Origin of the sequence: Citrobacter freundii ATCC 8090 = MTCC 1658 = NBRC 12681 (assembly GCF_011064845.1) — a bacterium.
In the GTDB taxonomy this organism is placed as follows: domain Bacteria; phylum Pseudomonadota; class Gammaproteobacteria; order Enterobacterales; family Enterobacteriaceae; genus Citrobacter; species Citrobacter freundii.
Genome location: NZ_CP049015.1, coordinates 593,049 through 614,411 on the forward strand (window position 1 = coordinate 593,049; position 21,363 = coordinate 614,411).

Here is a 21,363-nt window from a genome sequence, read left to right on the forward strand (position 1 = left end):
GGGAGAATTAATTCAAATATGCAGTGTTAACTCATTCAAGCTTTGAATACAGTGGAGGGATTAATGAAAGTAGTAAGCCCTTATGAAGAATTAAAAAGCTGGTTTAGTCTCGAAAACTATGAGCAGTTAAAATCACTTACAATCAAAGAACTGCATACTGAGCTTGCCTTTAGAGAAGCGATTTTCGACAGTGTAAATTTTGGATGGGAAGATGATAATCAAAATTTAAGGTCTGTCCTTGAAGGTAATCCTATTTTAAGCAGACAAGATAATAATCATGGTCGTTTTGGCAAGGCCCAAAGACATGTTGCGCAGGTTAGCTTTGGTGATATAAAAAAATTAGAGAACAAGTTAATAATGTTTAGCATGGATTTTTTTGAAGAAAATGGCGATTTCAAAAAAGAGTTGAAAAAGAAACCAATAACAAAAACTATGAGAGACTTTTTTCTTAACCAAAATAGCAGCAAGATGTATGTTTCATTCGATTTAGGAATGTCCAGCGATGAAGAAATTATAACAGCCTTACAAACGATGCTACCCGTTCTCAGGAAAGAATATGAAATTGAGCCAGTAAAAACAGAAAAAATTGGACTGGCAAAAATAAGAAAACTTGTCGATTACAATATTATCCCAATGATGGATCTATTGATTTGGGCAAAATTTAAAAAAGTAAAAATCTCAAATATGGTGTTGTCTCGTGTCTTGTATCCCGACTTTACAAATGAGATCAGAGGAGAAGATCACATTAAAGATACAGACAGGCCTGTTGCAGAGAAGTCATTGAATGGAGAAACAACCCGTAGTCTGGAATACTTTATCAGCAAAAACAGCCACCTCCTTAACATACCGATTTCTGAACTCGGTTCTTTCTAGTTGTAAATCAGCATGTTAATTGTCAAGGGGAGGGCATAAATATTTTTCTTCCCCGGAATTTCCTTTCATTCTTCCCTCATCTAACTTTTCAGTTATCAGCATTCCCTTCATAGATACAAATCTGTGTGGCTAATATCTCCGTAACAGAAGCGGAGGAGACAGCCAAATGAATACAATCAATCAAAGCTTAATTCGTTTACCAGAAGTCTTGAAACGAACTGGTTTCGGCAAAGCCTGGGTCTATCGTCTGATCAAAGATGGTAAGTTTCCTGCCCCTGTCAAAATTGGAACTCGTGCAGTAGCTTTCGTCGAAAGTGAGATTGATGCCTGGATTCAGTCTGTTATCGAAACAAGTCGAAATAATGCTGCTTAATTGAACTTAGGAGAGATTTTATGGATATCGAAGAATTTGTGAGTGAAGAAAACCATATGTGTAATTTAGGCGAAGATCTTTTTTACAAGATCATCGAGTTTGGGGCAATCTATGATTTACCTGATAATGAATTTAACAGAAAGATTGTTTACTGGTTAAGCCAGTATTTAGTAGGGAATCTGAGAGAACCGTTAGATGCGATCTCTGAGCTTAATATGTTCAATCAGTTTTACGTTTATGAGACATGGTTCTCGCTAATTAAATGTCCTGTTGAGATGAAAAGTCTTTCAAAGCGAATAATCCAATACCACATTAGACTGAGAACTCTTTTGTAAAAATGTAAAGTTTGACTCCATATTTCAACTTAAAACCTTACAAAATTACTTACATTATTTTGGATGCCGTTTATTAGCAAGGCAGTGAGATAGTTTCCCAAGTATTAGGTGTACATAATATATACTAGATCTACCAGATGATAATTTGACAAGAATAATCGTCTATCTCACTGTTTTAATTTAAATAAATGAATCTAGCGATTCAAATAAATTTGTAAATCTACGAAATACTTATTATTAATATATTGGAATTATACTTTTTGTAAGGTTTAGGAGGAAAATATGTGCAGTATTTGTGTAGATTCGTTTATGTTTGAAAATGGTGAGAGATATTGTCATGTTGTAAATAAAGAAAATGGTGAGCCATTGTATTATCCAAACTTGTATATAACAACACAAGTAAGAAATCGGTCAGAGTCTATATCAACAATGAAAGTTATTGCCGGTAGCATTTCATTGTTATATCGATTCTTTATGAGGAAAGAGATCAATATTGATGAAAGAATTCAGAAAAGGATATTTCTGGCTCCTCATGAAATTGATGATTTGATTGAGTTTACTTCATTCAATTTTAAAAGTGGCGGATATAATAATTATTGTGTTTCGAATGTCAAAAAACCAACTAAGTATTTTCGGGTTACAACCATAGCTAACTATCTGGAATGGTTATGTAAAATACTTCTTTCTCATACAGGTCAGAAAGATACAATCAAAGAGATACTTGTTTTCACTAACAACATAAAAAGAAAGAAGCCAAGAAATAATGACAAATATCTTATGGATATCGAAAAGAGCTTAGACAAAGCTCAACTGGATTCTTTGTTTAGCATTCTTTCGCCAGGAAGTAACTTGAATCCGTTTACGGAAACAGTACAAAAAAGAAATAACCTAATATTCCTGTTATTACATTGCTTTGGCATGAGAGCCGGTGAACTTTTGAATCTGCGAATTGGTGACATAGATTTTGCAGATTCAACAATAGCAATAAGGAGGAGAGCAAATGATAAAACAGATCCACGAGTTTATCAGCCATTAGTGAAGACTTGTGAGAGGAAATTAATTGCTGATGCGAATCTTATATATGAAATTTCAGATTATGTCTTGAATGATCGTAGGAAAGTTAAAAATGCTACTAAGCATGACTTTCTGTTTATTACCTATAAGGAAGGGAAGACTCAAGGGCAACCTTTGTCATTTTCTTCATACCATAAGATAGTGAGTGTTGTTCGTCAATCATCCTCACTTCTGAGTGGGTTAACAGGCCACAAACTACGACATACATGGAATTATGAGTTCTCAAAAGCAATAGACAAGAATCAGGACATATCCGATGAAAAAGAGCAACAAATCCGTTCTTATCTCATGGGATGGCGACCTGGTTCAGATACTTCAATAATTTATAATCGCAGACATATTTTTGAGTTATCAAAAAAAACTGCACTTGAACAACAAGAGCAACTATTCAAAGGAGGATTTGATGAATAATTTAATTAAATATAATCCTGATAAAATGTCTATTCATGAACATAAAATCGTCACTTCGATTGAGAGCCATGGAATTAATATTCGAGACTTGATATGTGTTATGAACAAAAATTTGGTTTGTGGATTTGTGAATACATTACAGTATTATTTTTGTAGTAAAAGCCATTTATATGTAAAAACAATAATTAAAAACATGAAGAATTTTATTAACAATGTTTCGCCTAATTATATTGATGATAAGGTAATGATTCAATATCGAAATATGCAATCAGAAAATAAACCATCATATTTACGAAGTTTAGGGCCATTTTTAACTAAATGGTTTGAATTAGGATACCCCGGAATAGATGAAAGTGCTGTTGAAATAGCAAAGCATTTTGACCTAAAAATTAAAAAAGCTGGTCAACCTATATTACAAGATGATCCAACTGTGGGTCCACTGACTAAAGAGGAACACACTTCCTTGATCAAGGCTATGAGTCATGCATATAACATAGGTGAACTGTCACTGTCAGATTATGCAATATCACTATTAATAAGTCTTACCGGTAGAAGACCACAGCAGTTAGTTATGTTGAAATATAAAGACATTCTTCAAAAGAACTTAGATAATGGTAAAGTAGAATATTTAATCTCAGTACCACGAATTAAACAACAGGGCAAACAACTACAATATCGAGAACTGCCAATAATCTCAGAGGTTGCATCAATTGTTCAACTTCAAGCTAATCATTCCGTGAGGCTTGTTGAGCAAATTCTTGGCAAAACCCTTGATGAACATACCAAAGGCAAGATTCCTGTTTTCTTGAACGAGGAAAAACTTCCTGATTTTGACATAACAGATCCATTTCTTCTGGAATCTAATAAATTATATGCAAAAACAACAATTGCTGATGCAGCACTGAAAAGTATTGTTAATAATGGGAAAGTAATCTCAAACCGTACTGGTTCGCTATTAAATATTACTCCGCGTAGGCTTCGTTATACAATAGCAACAATGCTGGCTAAGGATGGTCATAATGCTAATACTATAGCTGAATTGTTGGATCATTCTTCAACATCAAGTACTGGTATTTATATTAAGAATCTTGCTGATAGTGTTGAAAGGATTGATTTCGCAGTTTCAGAACAGTTGTCATTTATTGCCGATATTTTTATGAATGGAATCACTTCGAAAGAGAACTATCATATTAAGTTTTGTTCTTCAAGAAAATGCCTAAGTCAGAATTTAAATGAAAAATTCCCTTGTGAAGAATGTGCTTTCTTTATGCCAGTTGATATTGATGAGGTAAATGTACAATGAACAATATTATTTTATTTAAATCTAAAAAACAATTTACGGCAGAAAACAATTATAATGAATTCATAAAATTTTGTCGTTATCAACTATCTGGGCTAACCCAAGCTCAGGATTGGGAACAATATGTTTGGAAAGGGTATGTAACCTTTAGAAAGATAGGGATTGGCCATAAAGTATTTAACTCTAAAGATGTAATGCATGAAGATTTTCTCGATTTTGCAAAAGCATATATCAGATATCAGCACTCATTGAAACCCTTAAAAAATTATGGGGCTATAATGATGGCTTTAAGATGTCTCGAACAGGCTCTTTTGCAGGTTCTGAACAGTGGTCTCATTTATAATGTTACAGCCGTTGTTTTTGATGAGGCAATGCAAATCGGAAGTAAATATTTTGAAGGTAATGTTCTCGCTCAATGTGGGATACAGCTTGAAAAATTATCAAAATTTCTATGTGAACATAACCTTGTGAAATCAGGATACATATCCTGGAAAAACCATGTGAAGCAGAAGGTCAAAAACAACTATCTTCCTGAGATTGAGGACTATCACAGAAACGATAAGTTACCAGATGAAGCTGCATTACTTGCTATTGCTGATATTTTTTCTAAAAATGATGAGCAACTGAGTCCAAGGGATAAGTTCACCAGTGCAGTATTTGCACTTTTGCTTTGTTGTCCGAGCAGAATTTCTGAGATTTTAGCCTTACCTGCTGATTGTGAGATTACACAAAGAGATGAGAAGGGTATCGAAAGATATGGTCTGAGATTCTATTCGGTTAAGGGGTATGGCCCTAATATCAAGTGGATTCCACAGGTTATGATACCAGTTGCAAAGAAAGCGATTAGAAGATTGCTTTCCTTATCACAAAATGCAAGGGCATTTGCTCAATGGTGCGAAAAATACCCTGATAAATTTTACCAGCATGAACTTTGCCCAAAAGTTGATGAAAAATCAAAGTTGACAGTTACACAGGTTTGTCATGCACTTGGCTACCCTTTACATGATCACAAATCTTGCTTTCTAAAAATTAGAAAGACAAGTTTGGATGGTGGGAAAAGTTTCTTAAACTCCAATGATTATAACTATTCATTGAGTGAGCTATGGGAAATGATTAGCTCTGGTTTTAGCAGAGACTTTCCTTGGTATGATGAAGAAAAATCTATAAAGTTTAGCAATGCATTATGTTTATTGAATCCTCGCCAATTTACTTTATCTAAAATGGTTGATTTCTATTCATTTCATAAACCAACTAAAGCATTCTTTTTTAATGATATACAAAATAAAAAATGTCATGAGTATGGATATAAAAATATTTTCTCCCGACACGGATATTATGATACTGAAGGTCAGCCACTGCTTATTCGCTCACACCAACCACGCCACCTTTTAAACACTATAGCCCATTATGGTGAAATGTCTGAACTGGATATTGCTAAATGGTCTGGTCGTGTCAATGTGAATCAGAACAGAGTTTATAACCATGTTTCGGAAGAAGATATGTTAGATAAAATCAAAGCTATTAAATTGAATAGGAGTAATTATTGTCAAAGGGACTCAATTATCACAAATGAATCGACAATTGATTTTAATAACCTTAATCAAGGTGCAATACACTTAACTGAATTTGGTTACTGTGTACATAACTATTTAATTAAGCCTTGTGCAAAAATTAATCAGTTTGTTGAGTGTGATAATAAAATATTGGGCATTAATTCAGTAGATAGAATTAGACTGCAATCTGTCCGAGAGAAAGTAATGCAATTAAAGAGAATAACTCAGATCGCTTATGAAAATGGTGATTATGGTGCAGACAAATGGTTGCAACACCATGAAAAAAATTTGGAAAGAATTAATAAGCTTTTGAATAATTAAAACAGGAGATACTTATGGCAAAACATTTAAACAGGAGTGAAATAAAGGCAATTAAACACATTATACTGACTTGGGACGGCAAAATAACATGGAGTGATTTATGTGAATCAGTTTATAAGAATTTAAACAGAACTATCACAAGGCAATCTTTAAGTGCTCATGATGAAGTTGTTGAAGCATATAGATCAAAGAAAAATTTGTCTAATTTGAAAAAATCTGGCCTTAAAAAGCCAGCTAACTTAACGATTGCGGCACAACAAATAATAAATCTTAAAGCCGAAAATGAAATGTTGAAAAAACAGAATAATAGATACAAAGAGCAGTTTAGCTATTGGCAGTATAATGCTTATAGACATGGTCTTACTATGGAACAATTGAATAGGCCATTTAATAAAAAATAATAGTTGATAGGTTACACCTATTGACAAGTTAAATAAATGCGATAAATATAAATATATGGTCAGGAAGACTATTTCAATTATGCAAGGATGCATTTTATGGACAAAAACATCATCAATTCAGAGTTTACTCTGGAAGAGCAACTTATCATTATTGTCGATAAGTATATTTCAAAAAGATACCATCCCGGAGATAAAAATTTCTCATACCAGCTTTATTTAATTTTTGTAGGATACCATTTAAAATATTTCTACCCTAAAAGGATTTATTCCAAATCCAACCGTAATATTGATAACATAATGGCTATGTTTAGCTCGGTATATAAAAGTTTGACAAGCAATCTACTGCAACGATTAAATAACAAAGAAGGGGTTCTTAGAGAGCTAAACTCGCTTGTTAATTACATAGATAACAATCAAGAAAAAGCAGAAGAAATCTATACTACTCTCAGAGCACAATATGAAATGAAAGTGATTGAGAAAGAGCTAACCCATGAAGTTCGTGTAAGAACCGTCAGATTATAAGCAATAGAAAGCCCCTGTACAGGGGCTGAATGACACTTCTTGATATAGGCTACTACTGAACCTCTTTCCAGACACCATCAGATTTCACAAGCTTAACAGGCTTTGTTTGTTTCATGTTGCTTATAGAAGCATCGACAATACAGTTGTAAACATTGTTTGCTTCTTCTGTGCAGCTAACTTTTTTCACATAATCTACTTTAATTAGATCTTTTTCTGAAATGCTTGGATTTAGAGATATCATACTTGCGTTGGATCTATCTACAACACTTTTAAAAACATTGGTTATGTCCTTTTCCGAAGGTTCAGAATTACAGGCAGTTAATAAAAAAGATGAAAGAATAATTACCAGGATTGAATGAGCTTTCATTTTTAAATTCCTTTTATTCCAAATTAATTCTTATGTGTGAATAGGGCTTTGTGCGCAAATTTCTTACGTAAAAACAATCTTATTGAAATTGCTAATGCAAAAAACATTACTACGGTTAACAAAAAACTTTGACTAATTGCGAATATGAAGAAAGCAATAACTGTTAATAAAATCCCCAAGGCTAATGCAAGCCAGGCTGAAACAGCCCCATATTTAATAGTTGAATGACAGCCAGTGCAGACATGGACACCAAACGGGCTCTCTTTGAAGCAGAACGGGCACTTTATTGTTTCGTTTGTCATAGCAACCCCAGGAAGGAAAATTTACTTCGTATTTGTAGGGATTCTCGATGACTATCTCGCTTTAGTAAAATTGCTTGTACCGATCGATGATTGTTACTTGATAGGTATTGACTATCATAACTAGATTATCGATCTGTAATAACGATCAATATTTTCTTGACTTAACATAAATTTTTTACTATTTGGTGAGGTGGTTTTTCGGGAGAGTGGTGCAATACATTGGCTATAAACGGATTTTTCTTTTCTGGCTTAGATGCTGAGTTGCATAGACTTTTGAGAATCTTGCGGGCTTGTTGTGAAGGATGCTCTTACCATAGCTTCGAAGAAGCTCTACGAGCCTCCTTAGAAATGGAATCCAGCCGATGATCCTGAGATGCTTTTGCTGTTTGACGGCATTCTTTTGAAGAATCTTTTCTACGATTTCGTTCCGTTTGTCTTCTCTGAGCCGTAATTCCAGTTCTGCAATTTTTCCCCCAATACTTTCCCTTCTCTCAGTTGTCCTTAAAATCGTTGCAGGAGCAGGAGCAGGAGCAGGAGCAGGAGCAGGAGCAGGAGCAGGAGCAGGAGCAGGAGCAGCTTCTTTTGCCGGTATGCTGATTCGTATAGCTTCTAAGTGGTCAGGGTTGTAGTTAAGTTGCTTTTGAAGATTTGCCCAAGAATAACCCTTGCCTAACTGTGAAGCCTTGAATGCAATATCGCGGTAGGAGAATGAGAAGCCGTTCATTTTACCTGTCCTTGCGACATTCGCTTTCCAACCGACTTCTGCTTCTTCCAGCCTCTTGATAAAAGTTAAAAGGTCAGGTGTATCCGCCAAACTTTTATCAATGATCTGTTGAAGGGATATCTTGGGGCAGGGAACACCAGTTCGTTCTGATAGCATCTGTTCGTTGCGAGAGATTCTTTTCCGCTTCGATTGCTTTGGTGCAATCGTAGGGGCTGTCCTAGTCACTGTCAGGTTATGAGTGATTTCAAGTTCACTGATGATCCGGGTGCTGATGAGGTTCTCATTCCTGCCAAGGTAAAGTTTACCGCCGTTGACGTCGATACGGCTTGCGATGATATGTATGTGCTGGCCGGCAGAATCGTCATGTAGAACATAGCAGCGGAGATGGGTCTCATTGAACCCCATCTTCTTCATATAGTCGTCAGCTATCTTTGCCCATTGGTCATTCGATAATGATTCACCATCAGGTAAGCGAAGCGAGTTGTGCCATACTGTTTTCTGGATATCTGGCCGAAGCTGTTTAGTGCCATCAAATTCAGCGATCAGTTCAGAGGCTGAATCACCTAATATGTTCCCGCCAATGACGATTGGATCACTTTTATGATGTGCTCCCGGCTTCAATGCATATTGAACAACACCTGCGAAGAGCTTACCCCTCTTGATCTTCCGCATTCCCTTCATAAGAAAAAACTATCTTGAGAAGGGTTCAGAAGCTGTAAGACATGACCGAAGCTCTTTAATCTGTTTTTTTATAGCGAAGATCTCTGTTTTCGTTAACTCACTATTACTGCTTTTAGTGTCCAGATGATTTATCAACTTGTTTAACTTTTGGGATATATCGGACAATGATTGCCATGCCTCTAAATTAATTTCAGGAATAGCCGAAGGGAAGTTTTGAAGTAAAGCCATGCGAAGCCATTCAGCGCGATTATATCCGTATCTTTTATCGTCTAAGAATAATAATTCTTCGTCATTAAATCTTACACTTACATTATGTGTCCTTTTTAACTGCTTTGGTAATAACTTTACGCCGAATCTTCCTTTGTTGCTTTTAATAAAATCTTTATCAAAAATCGCATCATTCATATGAACTCCATTTCATATTATATAGAATTATAACATCTCTTATAGTAAATTATCTAAAAGTCAAGCTGATATAGCTTCATCATCTAAGAATGAGGTGAAGTTTAGGCGACTGAGCCATCAATCGCCAGAGATGCCCTTAATTAATATTAGATTTTTGTATGGACAGTAATTCTTCTTGCATAAATTTTCTCTTATCTAATTGAGATTTAATTTGTGCATTTACTGATTCTAAAAGATACTTTGTTTTCGATGCTTGTTCACATGTATTGCTGTAGCCTACAGGATTTGCTTTATCACATTCCTTCTGGGAGTAACCATAATCAGCACCAAGTAAGGATTGTTTGCTATATAATTGTTTAATATCATAGTCGAGTGCAGCAAGGTCTTTTTTTAGGACGGAAATATTCTTTTCCTGATTATTATTTGAAGCCAACTTGGCATTGTACGAAAATTCTGCTAACTGATTTTTTTGAGATTCTACTGTTTGTGAAAGCTGTTTGTTTTTAATTTCGTAATCATTCAATTGTTTCTGATAAAGACTGATTATTTTATCAATTTGAATTGAATTCTTATGTTCATTTTCACTTGCATTTTTAGATAACTGTTCCCTCAATTCACTATTTTGTTGGTGATAAAAATCACGGTCCTTAGTTAAATTATCAATTGTGTAGGTAAGTCCTTGAACTATGAAAAATTGCATTGCGAGATAAACAATAGCCCCGCCACCTACAAAAATAGAGAAATAAATCACTAATGGTTTAATATGTTGGTTCTCTTTTATTTCTTTAATAATAGAATCTAACAGTCCCATAAAACACCTTCTGGAAAAATAAAACACAGTAGACTTATTCTATTGTGTGAGAAGTTATTAATCAAATTATTGAGTCTAATATCTCATACGCTTGGAGGTTTATCTTTTTCAACTAAAAGGCAGAAAAAGCAAGGGAACTCAGAGATGCTTCCGCAGGAGCATCTCTGAGTTAGCCCTTGCTTGTTAAATGCTATAAGTAGTGTATTGACTATTTATTTAATGATGATAAGTTATAAGTATTCAATAAAATAGGAGTGATTATATGAAAAAAAGAATGTTATCCTGTAATGATATCGATAAAAATTCCAAGAGAAGAATGAAATTTAATTTTTATTTTTTAGTTTTTATCATGCTCCTGTTATCAATGATATATTATTTTGTGAATCAAGATGAAGTGTTAAGCTATATTTTAATTGTATCATTTATAAGCTTCCCTGCTTATGTAATCGGTGTATCCCCTTTAATGGCAAAAAAATAATTTTTGGGGGTCATCGCTTTTTTTTATAAAGTCTTCTGGTCTTGTACTTCCAAAGCAGAGTCAATTTTGGAGTTAAATTGTTTGAAACGGATTTTTCACACAGAATGAGATACTTACTAACGCTTTCTGAAAAAGCTATTGAACATTTTATTATAGTACTTCCTGCGATCACGCTTAACGTGACATAGACATACCAATGGTGAACAGCTTCGATCTTTAACTTTTCACTGATATTTGTCACAGAATTTAATATATAAAATACTGCTAAAATTGAGGCTGGTACGTAAATGATTGTATCGATTAACGGTTTTAAAAAATCAATCATTTTAGGAATACCAGAACAAGAAATTGCCAGTCCAACAATCATTGGTAAAATGAGAAACCAGAAAACTGCTTCGATTTCAATTTCGAATAGATACACATAGTGGAAAATTATCAAGCATGATACAATAACTATCGTAATTGCCAGAGGTTTTTTTATATCAGTTACTGCTTTTATATTCCTTTTTCTTATCCTTTGCAGCCGATTTTCTTCAACATTCGTCTTTCCTGGTTGTATCGAATGGTTCATGTTTGACATTAAACTTTCCTTAAATTAATCTACGTTGTGCTTATAATCATACAAGCATAATAATCTTCTATATGCCGTGCTATTTTTATCTTGAAATGCCAATAAAAAACTCTTGACATCTTCAGTTGCTATTTTATTTTGATAATAACTATGGAATATACAATCATCTTTTTTTGAAAAAGATAATGTCCTGTCTTCAATTATTTCTGAAATGGTATTGTGAGTATTGTTGCAATTATTAGCGGAGGTTCTTTCAAAATGATCTGCAAGCTTTCTTCTTTGTTGATCTTTGTATAATTCAATATTGTCTAATTCAGGGCAGATTTCACTGAATGCGAAAATAGGAAAGAATTGGGAACTTTGTATTTTCTGTTTATTTAACAATATAATTAATTGCTTATTTGCTTCATCTACGATCTTGAAATAATCTTGCATCATTTCAGGCTTGGTTTGAAACTCATATTTGACTCGTTTATGAGAACCTACGGCTAATACCATTTGTCCATTTTTTAACTGGTCTAAATCTTCTGTGATTTTTACTTCAATTTCACCACCGCTTTTTATTTCATTCCAGACTTTTTGAACTTTCCTAATATCCATTGCTGAAACTGGTAATATTAAGTCTGATAAACTTTTATATATAGAAGCGTAATCGTCGGTCTTGATTTTATTTATTCTTATAGTGGTAGCATTCCCTATATATATATCGTGCTCAGATATAGCAGTAGATCGTGAATCTTTTTCATATTCCACAAGTAAAAAATTACTTCTAATTTTATTGGCTATATCTGAGTTAGTAGGTACATAGGAAAAAATAGTCTTTAGAATTTGCTGTATGTTTCTGTCACTAATGCTGTATCCAATAAAGATAACAGGATTATGAATAAATAGTGAGAGTAATTGTGCTCTAATTAGTTCATATTTGTTATCGAAATAGTCATAATCTTGTTCTGTAATCGTTAGTTCGTAAGGGGCTGACACACAACCATGTATCTTATAGACCGAACCATAAGGATTACTTAAAAGTATGCTATTGCCTATTAGTGGTTCAAATTCAAAGAGTTGCTCAATCAATAAATCATAGTTCGTCGTGATGATTGATCCGATATTTTTTCTCATCTTAATGAGTTCAGCTATCTCTTCGCTTTTTTCTTCTTTTAATTCTACAGTTGATAATAACTGAGTAATATATATTTTAAATCTACTTAAATTAATTCCCTTATCCATCTCTTTATAGAAAATATCATTTATTTCTTTAAACTTTCCATTTCTATCGTTAGACAAAGTTTCATTGAATTTTCTTTCTATATCACTGGCAATTTTATCATATTTATATTCACCATTAATTTGACATTTTGATTTAATATCAAGATATGTTTCTTTATCACCAGTGAGTTCGAAACAAATATGTGAGAGTAAACCATTCCAATCATAGGAATTAGAGAGATATCGCAAGCTAAACCCAGTTCCGATGAAGAGCACTGGATGATTTCGATACTTTGCAATAAATTCTTGAATTTCCATCTTTCCCCTGCCTCATCACGTTGATTTTTCATAAGATTTTTGTAAGTGAGATTTTGTTAATTATTGCTCCCAAATATGGGGGTTGTCCAGTCTAGATGATTGGAAATTAGACGTAATCTTGCTAAAGGTTAGAGTAACTACTTTAACTAAACAAATAGTTAAATTAATCATTACCCGCTATATATAAAAGTTATTGTGTTTTTTTAGACATTTTACTGCGTGATGAAAGGAAATATCTTCAAGCCCATCATTTGTTTTAATATAGAAACATGTTGTACCGTGTATTGATTTACCGACTGTAATTCCCAGAAAGCCATTTGAAGTTTTATGTTCCCATTCGTCATGGTTTTTTAGCAGGCCTAAGATGAAATCATAATTTTCACCATTAATTTCATCACCGGTATTTGTGACCGAAATTATATTTTGGGCTCTGCTTATGATATCAGACTTCTTTTTGTAGATTTCCTTGTTGATTAAATAAGACATAGATATTCATCTTCTCCATTCAAGTAACAAAGCTAAGTTCTCCATCATGTTTAGTACACCATGAAAACTGAATTTACAAATTAAAAATGGCACAGAATTAATTTTTTTATTTCATTAAAGCTACCTCTAAGTTTTTCTCATTAAAATCATGTGGTTAAATTAGTCATTAAGTTGATTATTAGTTTTGGAATGTATTGTTTGTTAACATTACCGTTTTAATGACAAATTCGTTTAAACCCCTGTAACTTCAATGGTTTGTGCTATATCTCACAAATTCAAAGTTTGTAGACACCTATAATGAACCTGAGTGCAGGACTACATTCCAATTGCTTAGAGATTTCTTTGCAGAGCACTGCTGGTTTGGTAACCTAAGGTGAAGATATTTTCATAGCTTTCCTACACGATGAACGACTCTTATGTGGGGTTGCTAAGGATTTTGACAGTAGCCAAACAAGATCCTGAACGATGGACTATGTGATTCACCATGATGAGAAGTAACGATCTTAACTCTTTTCAATTGACTGCTTTAAGTAGACTTTTTTCCGCTTCAGTCTTCAGCGAGATAGCGAAAAAAGGGCAGTCTCCTATGTTTGCTCGCTCTCTCCGAGAGACCGAGCTTTTTGACCATGCAGATACACATGGGATTACCGTTGGTGAAGCCTTCAATGAGGCATTTGCCTTACTCAGACAAACAGGCTTGCGGAATGAGTATGTTTATCGTTCTGCACTCACACACAATCTTTTACTTGGGAAGCATTCATTAAGAACTGCCTGTATGCTTAACGAATTCAGAATCGGCTCTTGCAAGGCTGATCTCATCATTCTGAACGGAACTGGAACGGTTTACGAAATAAAATCCGAAAGAGATTCCTTAAGCCGTCTACAAAACCAAATAACAAACTACCGTAAAGCATTTGGGAAAATCTATGTAATAGCAGGTTCAGAGCATATAGATGATGTGCTGAAAACAACTGAATCTACCATTGGGGTATTGAGTTTAACCCGATGGAATCGAATCTCTACTATAAGAGAAGCTGAAGAAGTTTTAGACTTTATATGCCCTGTAACAATCTTTGAATCATTAAGAATTAATGAGGCGAAAATTATTGCTTCCGAGTTAGGTATAAAAATTCCCAACTTACCGAATACCCAAATGCATGGTTTCTTAAAAGAAGAGTTTAGTGGCCTACCACCTGTTTCTGTATATAATTTAATGCTAAAAACTTTAAAGGAAAGCAGAAGTTTACTTTCTTTAAGAGAGTTGATTCTCAACTTACCAAAGTCTTTACAACCAGCAGCACTTTCTATTCAGCTTCGCTCTAAGGATCATGAGCGATTAATTAATACTATGCAGCTTCCTCTTAATGAGGCATTGTTATGGGAGTAACAAACTATGTATTATCCTTATTTTCGTGGGAAACAATTTGAACTGTTGGCTATTAGAGACACTGCTAATGTAATGGCTGAGGCAGGTTTTACTCCAATTATAGAGCCTGTGAGAGAGGCTCTCAATGGTCTTGAGCGAACACTGAAAACAATAAAAGAAAATGATGGTAGGGCTATTGTCATCATTAATCCGGCATGTGGTGATCACTCTACCGATGGACAAAGTATAGCTCAATTATTAAAAAATGAATTTAGTAAGTATGAAAAAATTTCTGTAGGAATACTCCTTGATAAGAGTATGACTATTGCTAAGGTTGATAATCTCCTTCATTCAGATCTCGTTCATAAAGTCACCTTTATTCATGCCGGGTTTGATGAGCCAAAAGCTTTACATGAAAGATTTGGGGATGGATACAAACATGTATTTATTTCTAACTATTGTTCTAAAGCTTATCGAAAACATTTTTCGGGTTCAGAAAGAATTTTAATTAAAGATGGCTTTGAAAAAAGACGAAATGCTGACCATCCCGATTCTGAGTTCTTTTCAGATCTTCATCTTAATTATGAAGAAGAGGGTATGAATGGTTTTGGTGATTTCTTAATTGTTGGTGATGAATTTAGTGAGTCCGGTGGCCCTGCGTATGCGGTTGCTATTCATCTTACTTACATTAATACGAAGCATGAAGATGAAATGTACATCTATCATTTTGTTTCGACAACACGTGATACACCGACAGACCCAGCAGGTAAGTTCGCACAGTCCCTTGATAAATTAATGGCTGCTTTAAATTCAGGCAAATCCATGTTGCTTGAAACGTCGGCTATCAAAGAGTTTAGGCGATTACATAATCCGAGTCACTTCCCTGGTTTAGGGACAGTTAAAAAATTGTCTATGATTCACCATATAGAAACCCTAGCCGATTTCATGGATGGTAAATAATATGATCAAGTACTGCTGTGCGAGCTGTTTTGGGGATAATGGTTTAAAGAAAAATATCATACCTTCACTTTCCCCTGATTTTGGCGATTGTTCGTATTGTGGTACCAAAGGTATTGAGATTATTGAGCCTCATGCTTTATTTGATCATTTTAGTTCATTGATAAACATCTACGAAAATCATCCGGATGGTAAGAGTCTAGTTGCACATTTGAAAGAGGATTGGAAGCTATTCTCACATCCTCTTTTAGATGAGGCTCATGCCAAAGAGTTATTAGGTGATATACTTGATGATGGGAATGTCGTTAGAAAAACTTTCGTACTTTCTGATGCTTATAAGAGTGAATCTCTCGCATTATGGGATCATCTTTGTCAGGAACTCATGTATGAAAATAGATATTTTTTGAATAAATCACTTGATACAGATAGGCTTGGCGAGTTATTAAGTTTCCTTGCTTTGGATGATTTTTCTAAAACTTGGTATCGAGCCCGTATTTATGCAGACGATGCTGCTTTTATGATAGACAAAATGGGGGCTCCCCCAAAGAGATTAGTTAGTCATGGGAGAGCAAATCCTACAGGTATACCGTATTTATATCTTGGATCTAAACCAGATACAGCTTTGTCTGAAATTCGACCTCATACAGGTGACAGAGCTTGTGTCGCAGAGTTTACTCTAAGAGATAACTTGACTCTAATAGACCTAAGAAACCCTCGTGAAACCGTTTCACCGTTTTTATTAACCGATCCAGGTGAAATGGGTAAAATGCTTGCAGATATACCTTTTCTTGAACGACTTGGTTATGAACTAACAAGACCTGTATTACCTAAAAGTGCAGCCCTTGATTATATTCCAAGTCAATATATATGCGAATTTATTAAGAAAACTGGCTTTCATGGAGTACTTTATAGTAGTTCTGTAAGTGAAGGAATCAATCTTGCTCTTTTTGATCCGTTAAATGCGACTGGAGGAAATGTAAGTATTTATGATATAGATAAAGTCGAAGTTAGTGTAAGTAAACAAAATTAAGATACTCTTTGTTCGATTATCACCAGTCGGGACTGATAGTATCATCGACAATGTGGGTCGCATTAATTACTAAAGATCATAAGGATAGTTGCGATGTTAGAGTCCGGCCTTCGCGATTATTTTTACGTAATTAGGTTGCAATAGCTTTTAGCCTTTGAGTTTGCGCATAATCACTCCACCACTGCGTGAGAGCCACTCGTTCTGCCAGATATTCCGGGCGATTGTAAGCTGCAATTATTTAATCTTTCTTCGAGTGGGCAAGGGCCGCTTCTAAGACACCAGTCCCGAACTTACCAGATTCCTCTGTCGTCGTTCTCGCAATAGATCTCATTCTGTTAACCATAATTCACCTCCTTAAACCGTTCGAATGATTACGGCTTATACTGCCTACTTATGCTAATATCTAAGAGAAGCCATTCTGGTTGTGTAAGTATACTTCTTGGTTTATTTCGGCTATATAAAACCATACCTATGACTGGCTGTTTTCAGCAAGAGTCTTATCATCTAAAGAATTTATTTTCGAAATTCTTTTTAACTCATTAAGATAATCAACCTCGTTTTCCAAGAACCAATGAAGAACTTTAGAGTTACCAAGTAATTTATTAATATATGACTGGATTATAACGAATTTCAACATATCTGAACCATACTCGGTTTGAAGCTTTTTTGTTTCTTCCGAAGTTGTTGCCATTTCCTGTTCCAGACGAAGTATGGTTTTTTTTATGTCCTTTTTATAGGGAGTGTTTTTCCCTTTATTTACTATCATCGATGCCGGTGTAGCATCCAAGATGCTCATTGCAAATTTTTTACTATAATTATCAAAATTTATCATTGTACCGACTGCTTCAATTTGGCGTATGGGTTTCATCTTCCTCAATACATCAAATGTTGCTTTGGGAATGGGCTTATCAGAAAGTTTTGATATTACACTGGGATCAATTCCGTTCATAACATTAGCCTTATCTCTAATAGACTCAACTGACATACCCAAAGCAGCACTCAACTTTTCAATTGATACCTTAGCAAGTGCCTTGATTATCATTCTATGCTCTTCAACAACATTAATATGATTCACTTGTTTGTTCGGAGTAAAGGCATCATCAATACTCGAAAGTATGCATGGGGCTTTTTCTATGCCTAAGTCTTTTAGAGCCTCAATCCTTAAATGACCATCAAGTATCTTTGTAACATCATTTTCTTTATCATAAAATACTATTATTGGTTCAATAATACCTAAGCTCTCAATGGATGTAACTATTTGATGATATTTATGGCTTCGTTTCACATTTTCCAATAACTCTTTGGAAGGGGTTAGGTTGTTAGTTTCTAAATAAATAAAATTATCACCAAAGCGTAACTTAATCATTGTGATACCTCTTTATTTATTGGGTTTATGATCTGCGATGGTAGTTCTGATAGGTTCTCTTGCTCAAGTAGGTTTTGAAAGCTTTTATTCATAATTATTATATTGAAAATTTCGTTTACTATTAATAGATTGGTTTTTACAAACTTAGAGTGGTTATAAACAGATCTATGTTCAGCGATGCTGTTCTCATATAAAGAGATTAATTCTTCTGCTGACATTTTTTTAGTTGGTTTGTGATAAAAAAAACCTGCTGCTTTTGCCCCTTTATTTCCTGTGATTCGCTGATTTAGTATGTGTTTTATTTTTATAATGTCCCGACTCTTTATTATCTTTTTATCATATGCTTCAGTAAGAAGATTTTGGGCTTCTTCCGTTTCACATCTTGCAAATTCAACTGCGAGATACAATGGTAAATTACCTCTTTCAACAGCAGAAAGAAGTTTATGCTCTCCCTTATCAAGAAGCATGTTTATACTGTTTACCCAATTCGTTGAATAGCCCGTAATCTCGCTTATCTCAGAATCAGATAGCCCTCTGATTTTCATATCCTTTATAATCTGAAGTAACTCATTAGAACGCGGTCGCCTCCTTGCAATATTTTCAACTAAACTCATAACATAAGCATCTTCCTCTGAAACATCTCTTATAATTGCGGGGATTGTTGTTTCACCCAATGCAATAAGAGCTTCTATTCTTCCTTGACCACAGATTAAAGCATATTTGAAATCCACTTCATCAATAGCTCTTACACTTATCGGCTTGCTTAAACCTCTTTTTTTTATACTTTCTTTTATTTCGTCATGTACTCCTTTGTTCCTAGTCCGTGGGATAACTATTTTTATTTTTGCAATTTCAATGTGGATTATGGAGGATTCATTAATTTTAGGCTGCATAGAGATCCCTCACTCTTATATGATTAATGATGTTTAGAAATTTATCTAAGTTGTCAAATCTATAGAGTTCTAATCGGAGGTTGTTTTTTTCTGATATAACCATTTTACTAAATGCATTGTCAATTTTTGGTATGATATAGAAATCACGAGGTGATTCATTTTGAGAATCCATTCGTATTACGATGGTTATGTCTGCCCTCGATGTATTATCGAATCTCACTTTCCATCTTAGTTTCCCAGATTTCATATGGTTGCATTTTGTTATGACTACAGAAACTATAAGTTCTTCATTAATATATAGCATCGGCGCATATTTATGTTCATCTACATAACAGTTGTTTTGCAAAATATTATTTTTGAAATCTTCAATTACATCAGAATAGAATGTTCTTAGTGCTTCATTTATTTGGAGGTAACTGTAATCATGCTCTGGCTTATAGCCAATTAAACTATATGCTCTTAAAAGACCACCAAAGCGAGCTCTATAGACAGATGATGATGGACCTGTATCATCTTCATCAATGATAAACCCTGATAGTTTTCCATTGTTTTCTAATTTTTGCTTTAACTTTTCTAAAAGATCATCATTTGATAAATGTATCGACCTAAGCTGGATTATATTCTGTGCTTTATTAAATTTTTTCTTTGAAATAATTGGCTTAAATGCTTTATCACATCGTACCCATTCATGTTTAGGGTTTTTAATGGATTTACTTTTAAGTTTGGAAGAGGTTTTATTGTATATATTATTGCCAATGTACTTTTCATTAGTCAATATTTGGTGTATTTTCCCACGAGTCCAGTATGAACCGTTTTCTGCTGCTATATTTTGTTCATTTAATTTTTCAGCAATGATAAACTCTGGTACATGATGATCTATAAAAAGGTCATAGATTTTGTTTACAATTTGTATTTCAATTTTAGGTCCAGGGATTAATATAACCCTATCTGTTTGGATGCTTTTTCTTTTTCTAAAATTTAAGATTTCCTTAGCTATGTCATTTTCATCCACTAAAAGTCTTCTAAGTCCATAACCAGCCATACCTCCCTGATGATAACCACGCTTTATTAAATTTACTTGCCCTATGAAAACTTTTTCGGATAAATTTCTACTATGATAAGCTGCACTTGATCTTTTTATATTCAATATGACGGATGATTCTAAAGGAAACTCCTTAGTGGGTATGGGTTCTGAGCAATATATAAGATCCACACCATTTCTCTCAAAGAGAAAAGAGTAATAAGCAGCTTCATCACTATTTTGAAAACGACCAAAGCGACTGACATCATAAAATAATACAGCTTGTATATTTATTTTTTTCTGTTCCACATCACTAAGTAGCTGTTGTAAAGAATGTCTCCCTACGATGCTGACCCCGCTCTTGCCTGCATCATCATAAGTATAAGCAATCTCCATATTATTCTTTTCTGCATAATTTTTGATGTATTCAGACTGATTATGTAAAGAATACTGCTGATGGTCAGTGGACATCCTTAAGTACTGTGCAACTCTAACCTTATGATTTTTATCATTTTCGCCAGTCATGCACTAAACCTCATGGATGATCTTATGTAATATGCTGAATAAAATTGATCATTTTTTAATCAATTACAACTGTTTTTATCGATAGTTGGAGGGGTTTAGTGAAAGCTTCAGGGTCTATGACTATCCAGCAAGGATTTGAGTTGTTTAGCTGATATGACAGTTAGCCTTAGAATGTTTCCTAAGACTATCCGGTTGTTAGTGGCTACGATTGGACTGCATAAGTAAATGGTGTAATAGCTTCTTCTTTACATGTATCGAGATAGTTAGCCCACCATTGGAGCATCAACTTTCGCTCTTCAAGATGTTCCGCTTTATGAATGTAAGCTGCTCGAACGGAGTTCCGTTCCTGGTGACTCATTTGCTTTTCCACAGCATCTCTTGACCAAAGACCTCACTCAATAAGGGCACTACATGCCATTGTCCTGAATCCATGTCCACACACTTCTTTTTTTGTATCGTAGCCCATTGTCCGAAGAGCTTTGTTAACGGTGTTCTCACTTATGGGTTTGTCATCTTCACATAAAATGTAGGACTTCTGAGGCAATGTATTACCTACCTACTGAGTTCCCAGCTTTGAAATATGTATCCGATAATGGAATTTATCCCTTTCACTTTTCCTATACTGGCGACACAAAATAATTGGAGTATCGCCATAGTATTTTTTAATATATCAAATTCATGTAAATATAAAGA

22 protein-coding genes and 2 pseudogenes are annotated in these 21,363 nt (G+C 34.3%); 11 read left to right on the top strand and 13 right to left on the bottom strand.

Annotated features, from left to right (window positions below; all coding sequences use genetic code 11):
* The first annotated feature begins 63 nt into the window (after nt 1-63).
* The 8 genes from G4551_RS02920 to G4551_RS02955 all read left to right on the top strand — a co-directional run bounded on the left by G4551_RS02920 (nt 64) and on the right by G4551_RS02955 (nt 7,163).
* Entirely contained in the window at nt 64-873 is an 810-nt protein-coding gene (locus G4551_RS02920) for a DUF6387 family protein (protein ID WP_003839640.1), read from the top strand.
* A 166-nt stretch (nt 874-1,039) separates the two neighbouring features.
* A complete protein-coding gene (locus G4551_RS02925) occupies nt 1,040-1,246 on the top strand; it encodes a helix-turn-helix transcriptional regulator (protein ID WP_003839642.1) in 207 nt (68 codons plus the stop codon).
* Nucleotides 1,247-1,266: 20 nt separating this feature from the next.
* Entirely contained in the window at nt 1,267-1,581 is a 315-nt protein-coding gene (locus G4551_RS02930; protein ID WP_003839644.1) for a hypothetical protein, read from the top strand.
* 282 nt (nt 1,582-1,863) lie between these two features.
* The gene (locus G4551_RS02935) at nt 1,864-3,066 is read left to right on the top strand and encodes a tyrosine-type recombinase/integrase (protein WP_032941162.1); all 1,203 of its coding nucleotides are present in this window, start codon (nt 1,864-1,866) and stop codon (nt 3,064-3,066) included.
* The gene (locus tag G4551_RS02940; protein WP_003842252.1) at nt 3,059-4,369 is read left to right on the top strand and encodes a tyrosine-type recombinase/integrase; all 1,311 of its coding nucleotides are present in this window, start codon (nt 3,059-3,061) and stop codon (nt 4,367-4,369) included. Before G4551_RS02935 ends, G4551_RS02940 begins: the two co-directional genes overlap by 8 nt.
* Complete coding sequence (locus G4551_RS02945; protein ID WP_003842250.1) at nt 4,366-6,240, top strand: hypothetical protein; 1,875 nt, start codon at nt 4,366-4,368, stop codon at nt 6,238-6,240. The genes G4551_RS02940 and G4551_RS02945 overlap by 4 nt, the downstream gene beginning before the upstream one ends.
* A gap of 14 nt (nt 6,241-6,254) precedes the next feature.
* Entirely contained in the window at nt 6,255-6,641 is a 387-nt protein-coding gene (locus G4551_RS02950) for a hypothetical protein (protein WP_032941163.1), read from the top strand.
* Between the two features lie 96 nt (nt 6,642-6,737).
* The gene (locus G4551_RS02955; RefSeq protein WP_032941164.1) at nt 6,738-7,163 is read left to right on the top strand and encodes a hypothetical protein; all 426 of its coding nucleotides are present in this window, start codon (nt 6,738-6,740) and stop codon (nt 7,161-7,163) included.
* A gap of 52 nt (nt 7,164-7,215) precedes the next feature.
* Here the strand turns inward: G4551_RS02955 and G4551_RS02960 are convergent, their stop codons facing one another.
* The 8 genes from G4551_RS02960 to G4551_RS02995 all read right to left on the bottom strand — a co-directional run bounded on the left by G4551_RS02960 (nt 7,216) and on the right by G4551_RS02995 (nt 13,512).
* Entirely contained in the window at nt 7,216-7,530 is a 315-nt protein-coding gene (locus G4551_RS02960) for a hypothetical protein (RefSeq protein ID WP_003842231.1), read from the bottom strand.
* Nucleotides 7,531-7,553: 23 nt separating this feature from the next.
* Entirely contained in the window at nt 7,554-7,832 is a 279-nt protein-coding gene (locus tag G4551_RS02965; protein ID WP_071524350.1) for a hypothetical protein, read from the bottom strand.
* 223 nt (nt 7,833-8,055) lie between these two features.
* Nucleotides 8,056-9,237, bottom strand: coding sequence for a relaxase/mobilization nuclease domain-containing protein (locus G4551_RS02970; protein ID WP_003842233.1), 1,182 nt, complete (start codon nt 9,235-9,237; stop codon nt 8,056-8,058).
* 9 nt (nt 9,238-9,246) lie between these two features.
* Nucleotides 9,247-9,642, bottom strand: a complete 396-nt coding sequence (locus G4551_RS02975) for a hypothetical protein (protein WP_003842235.1) — start codon at nt 9,640-9,642, stop codon at nt 9,247-9,249.
* A gap of 136 nt (nt 9,643-9,778) precedes the next feature.
* Complete coding sequence (locus G4551_RS02980; RefSeq protein WP_032941165.1) at nt 9,779-10,453, bottom strand: hypothetical protein; 675 nt, start codon at nt 10,451-10,453, stop codon at nt 9,779-9,781.
* Between the two features lie 488 nt (nt 10,454-10,941).
* Nucleotides 10,942-11,511 carry a hypothetical protein gene (locus G4551_RS02985; RefSeq protein ID WP_032941166.1) on the bottom strand — a complete coding sequence of 190 codons (570 nt, stop codon included), beginning with the start codon at nt 11,509-11,511 and terminating at the stop codon, nt 10,942-10,944.
* A gap of 15 nt (nt 11,512-11,526) precedes the next feature.
* Nucleotides 11,527-13,026: an SIR2 family protein gene (locus tag G4551_RS02990; protein WP_032941167.1), complete on the bottom strand. Its 1,500-nt coding sequence runs from the start codon at nt 13,024-13,026 to the stop codon at nt 11,527-11,529.
* A 177-nt stretch (nt 13,027-13,203) separates the two neighbouring features.
* Complete coding sequence (locus G4551_RS02995) at nt 13,204-13,512, bottom strand: DUF3223 domain-containing protein (protein ID WP_003842199.1); 309 nt, start codon at nt 13,510-13,512, stop codon at nt 13,204-13,206.
* Nucleotides 13,513-14,098: 586 nt separating this feature from the next.
* On the opposite strand from G4551_RS02995, the gene G4551_RS03000 reads away from it, so the two are divergent.
* Genes G4551_RS03000 through G4551_RS03010 form a run of 3 tightly spaced genes read left to right on the top strand, consistent with a single transcriptional unit; the run spans nt 14,099 to nt 16,865 of the window.
* Nucleotides 14,099-14,899 carry a sce7726 family protein gene (locus G4551_RS03000; RefSeq protein WP_003842197.1) on the top strand — a complete coding sequence of 267 codons (801 nt, stop codon included), beginning with the start codon at nt 14,099-14,101 and terminating at the stop codon, nt 14,897-14,899.
* A 6-nt stretch (nt 14,900-14,905) separates the two neighbouring features.
* Nucleotides 14,906-15,838, top strand: a complete 933-nt coding sequence (locus tag G4551_RS03005) for a sce7725 family protein (protein ID WP_003842195.1) — start codon at nt 14,906-14,908, stop codon at nt 15,836-15,838.
* 1 nt (nt 15,839) lies between these two features.
* A complete protein-coding gene (locus G4551_RS03010) occupies nt 15,840-16,865 on the top strand; it encodes an RES family NAD+ phosphorylase (protein ID WP_003842192.1) in 1,026 nt (341 codons plus the stop codon).
* Nucleotides 16,866-16,995: 130 nt separating this feature from the next.
* Here G4551_RS03010 and G4551_RS23790 read toward each other — a convergent pair.
* The 5 genes and pseudogenes from G4551_RS23790 to G4551_RS03035 all read right to left on the bottom strand — a co-directional run.
* Nucleotides 16,996-17,199, bottom strand: a pseudogene (locus G4551_RS23790) (integrase); the annotation flags it as partial.
* A 135-nt stretch (nt 17,200-17,334) separates the two neighbouring features.
* Nucleotides 17,335-18,231, bottom strand: a complete 897-nt coding sequence (locus G4551_RS03020) for a plasmid partitioning protein RepB C-terminal domain-containing protein (RefSeq protein ID WP_003842189.1) — start codon at nt 18,229-18,231, stop codon at nt 17,335-17,337.
* Nucleotides 18,228-19,124, bottom strand: coding sequence for a ParB/RepB/Spo0J family partition protein (locus tag G4551_RS03025; protein WP_003842187.1), 897 nt, complete (start codon nt 19,122-19,124; stop codon nt 18,228-18,230). Before G4551_RS03025 ends, G4551_RS03020 begins: the two co-directional genes overlap by 4 nt.
* Nucleotides 19,114-20,670, bottom strand: a complete 1,557-nt coding sequence (locus G4551_RS03030; RefSeq protein ID WP_032941169.1) for a recombinase family protein — start codon at nt 20,668-20,670, stop codon at nt 19,114-19,116. Before G4551_RS03030 ends, G4551_RS03025 begins: the two co-directional genes overlap by 11 nt.
* A gap of 202 nt (nt 20,671-20,872) precedes the next feature.
* A pseudogene (locus G4551_RS03035) lies at nt 20,873-21,178 on the bottom strand (tyrosine-type recombinase/integrase); the annotation flags it as partial.
* Between the last annotated feature and the right edge of the window lie 185 nt (nt 21,179-21,363).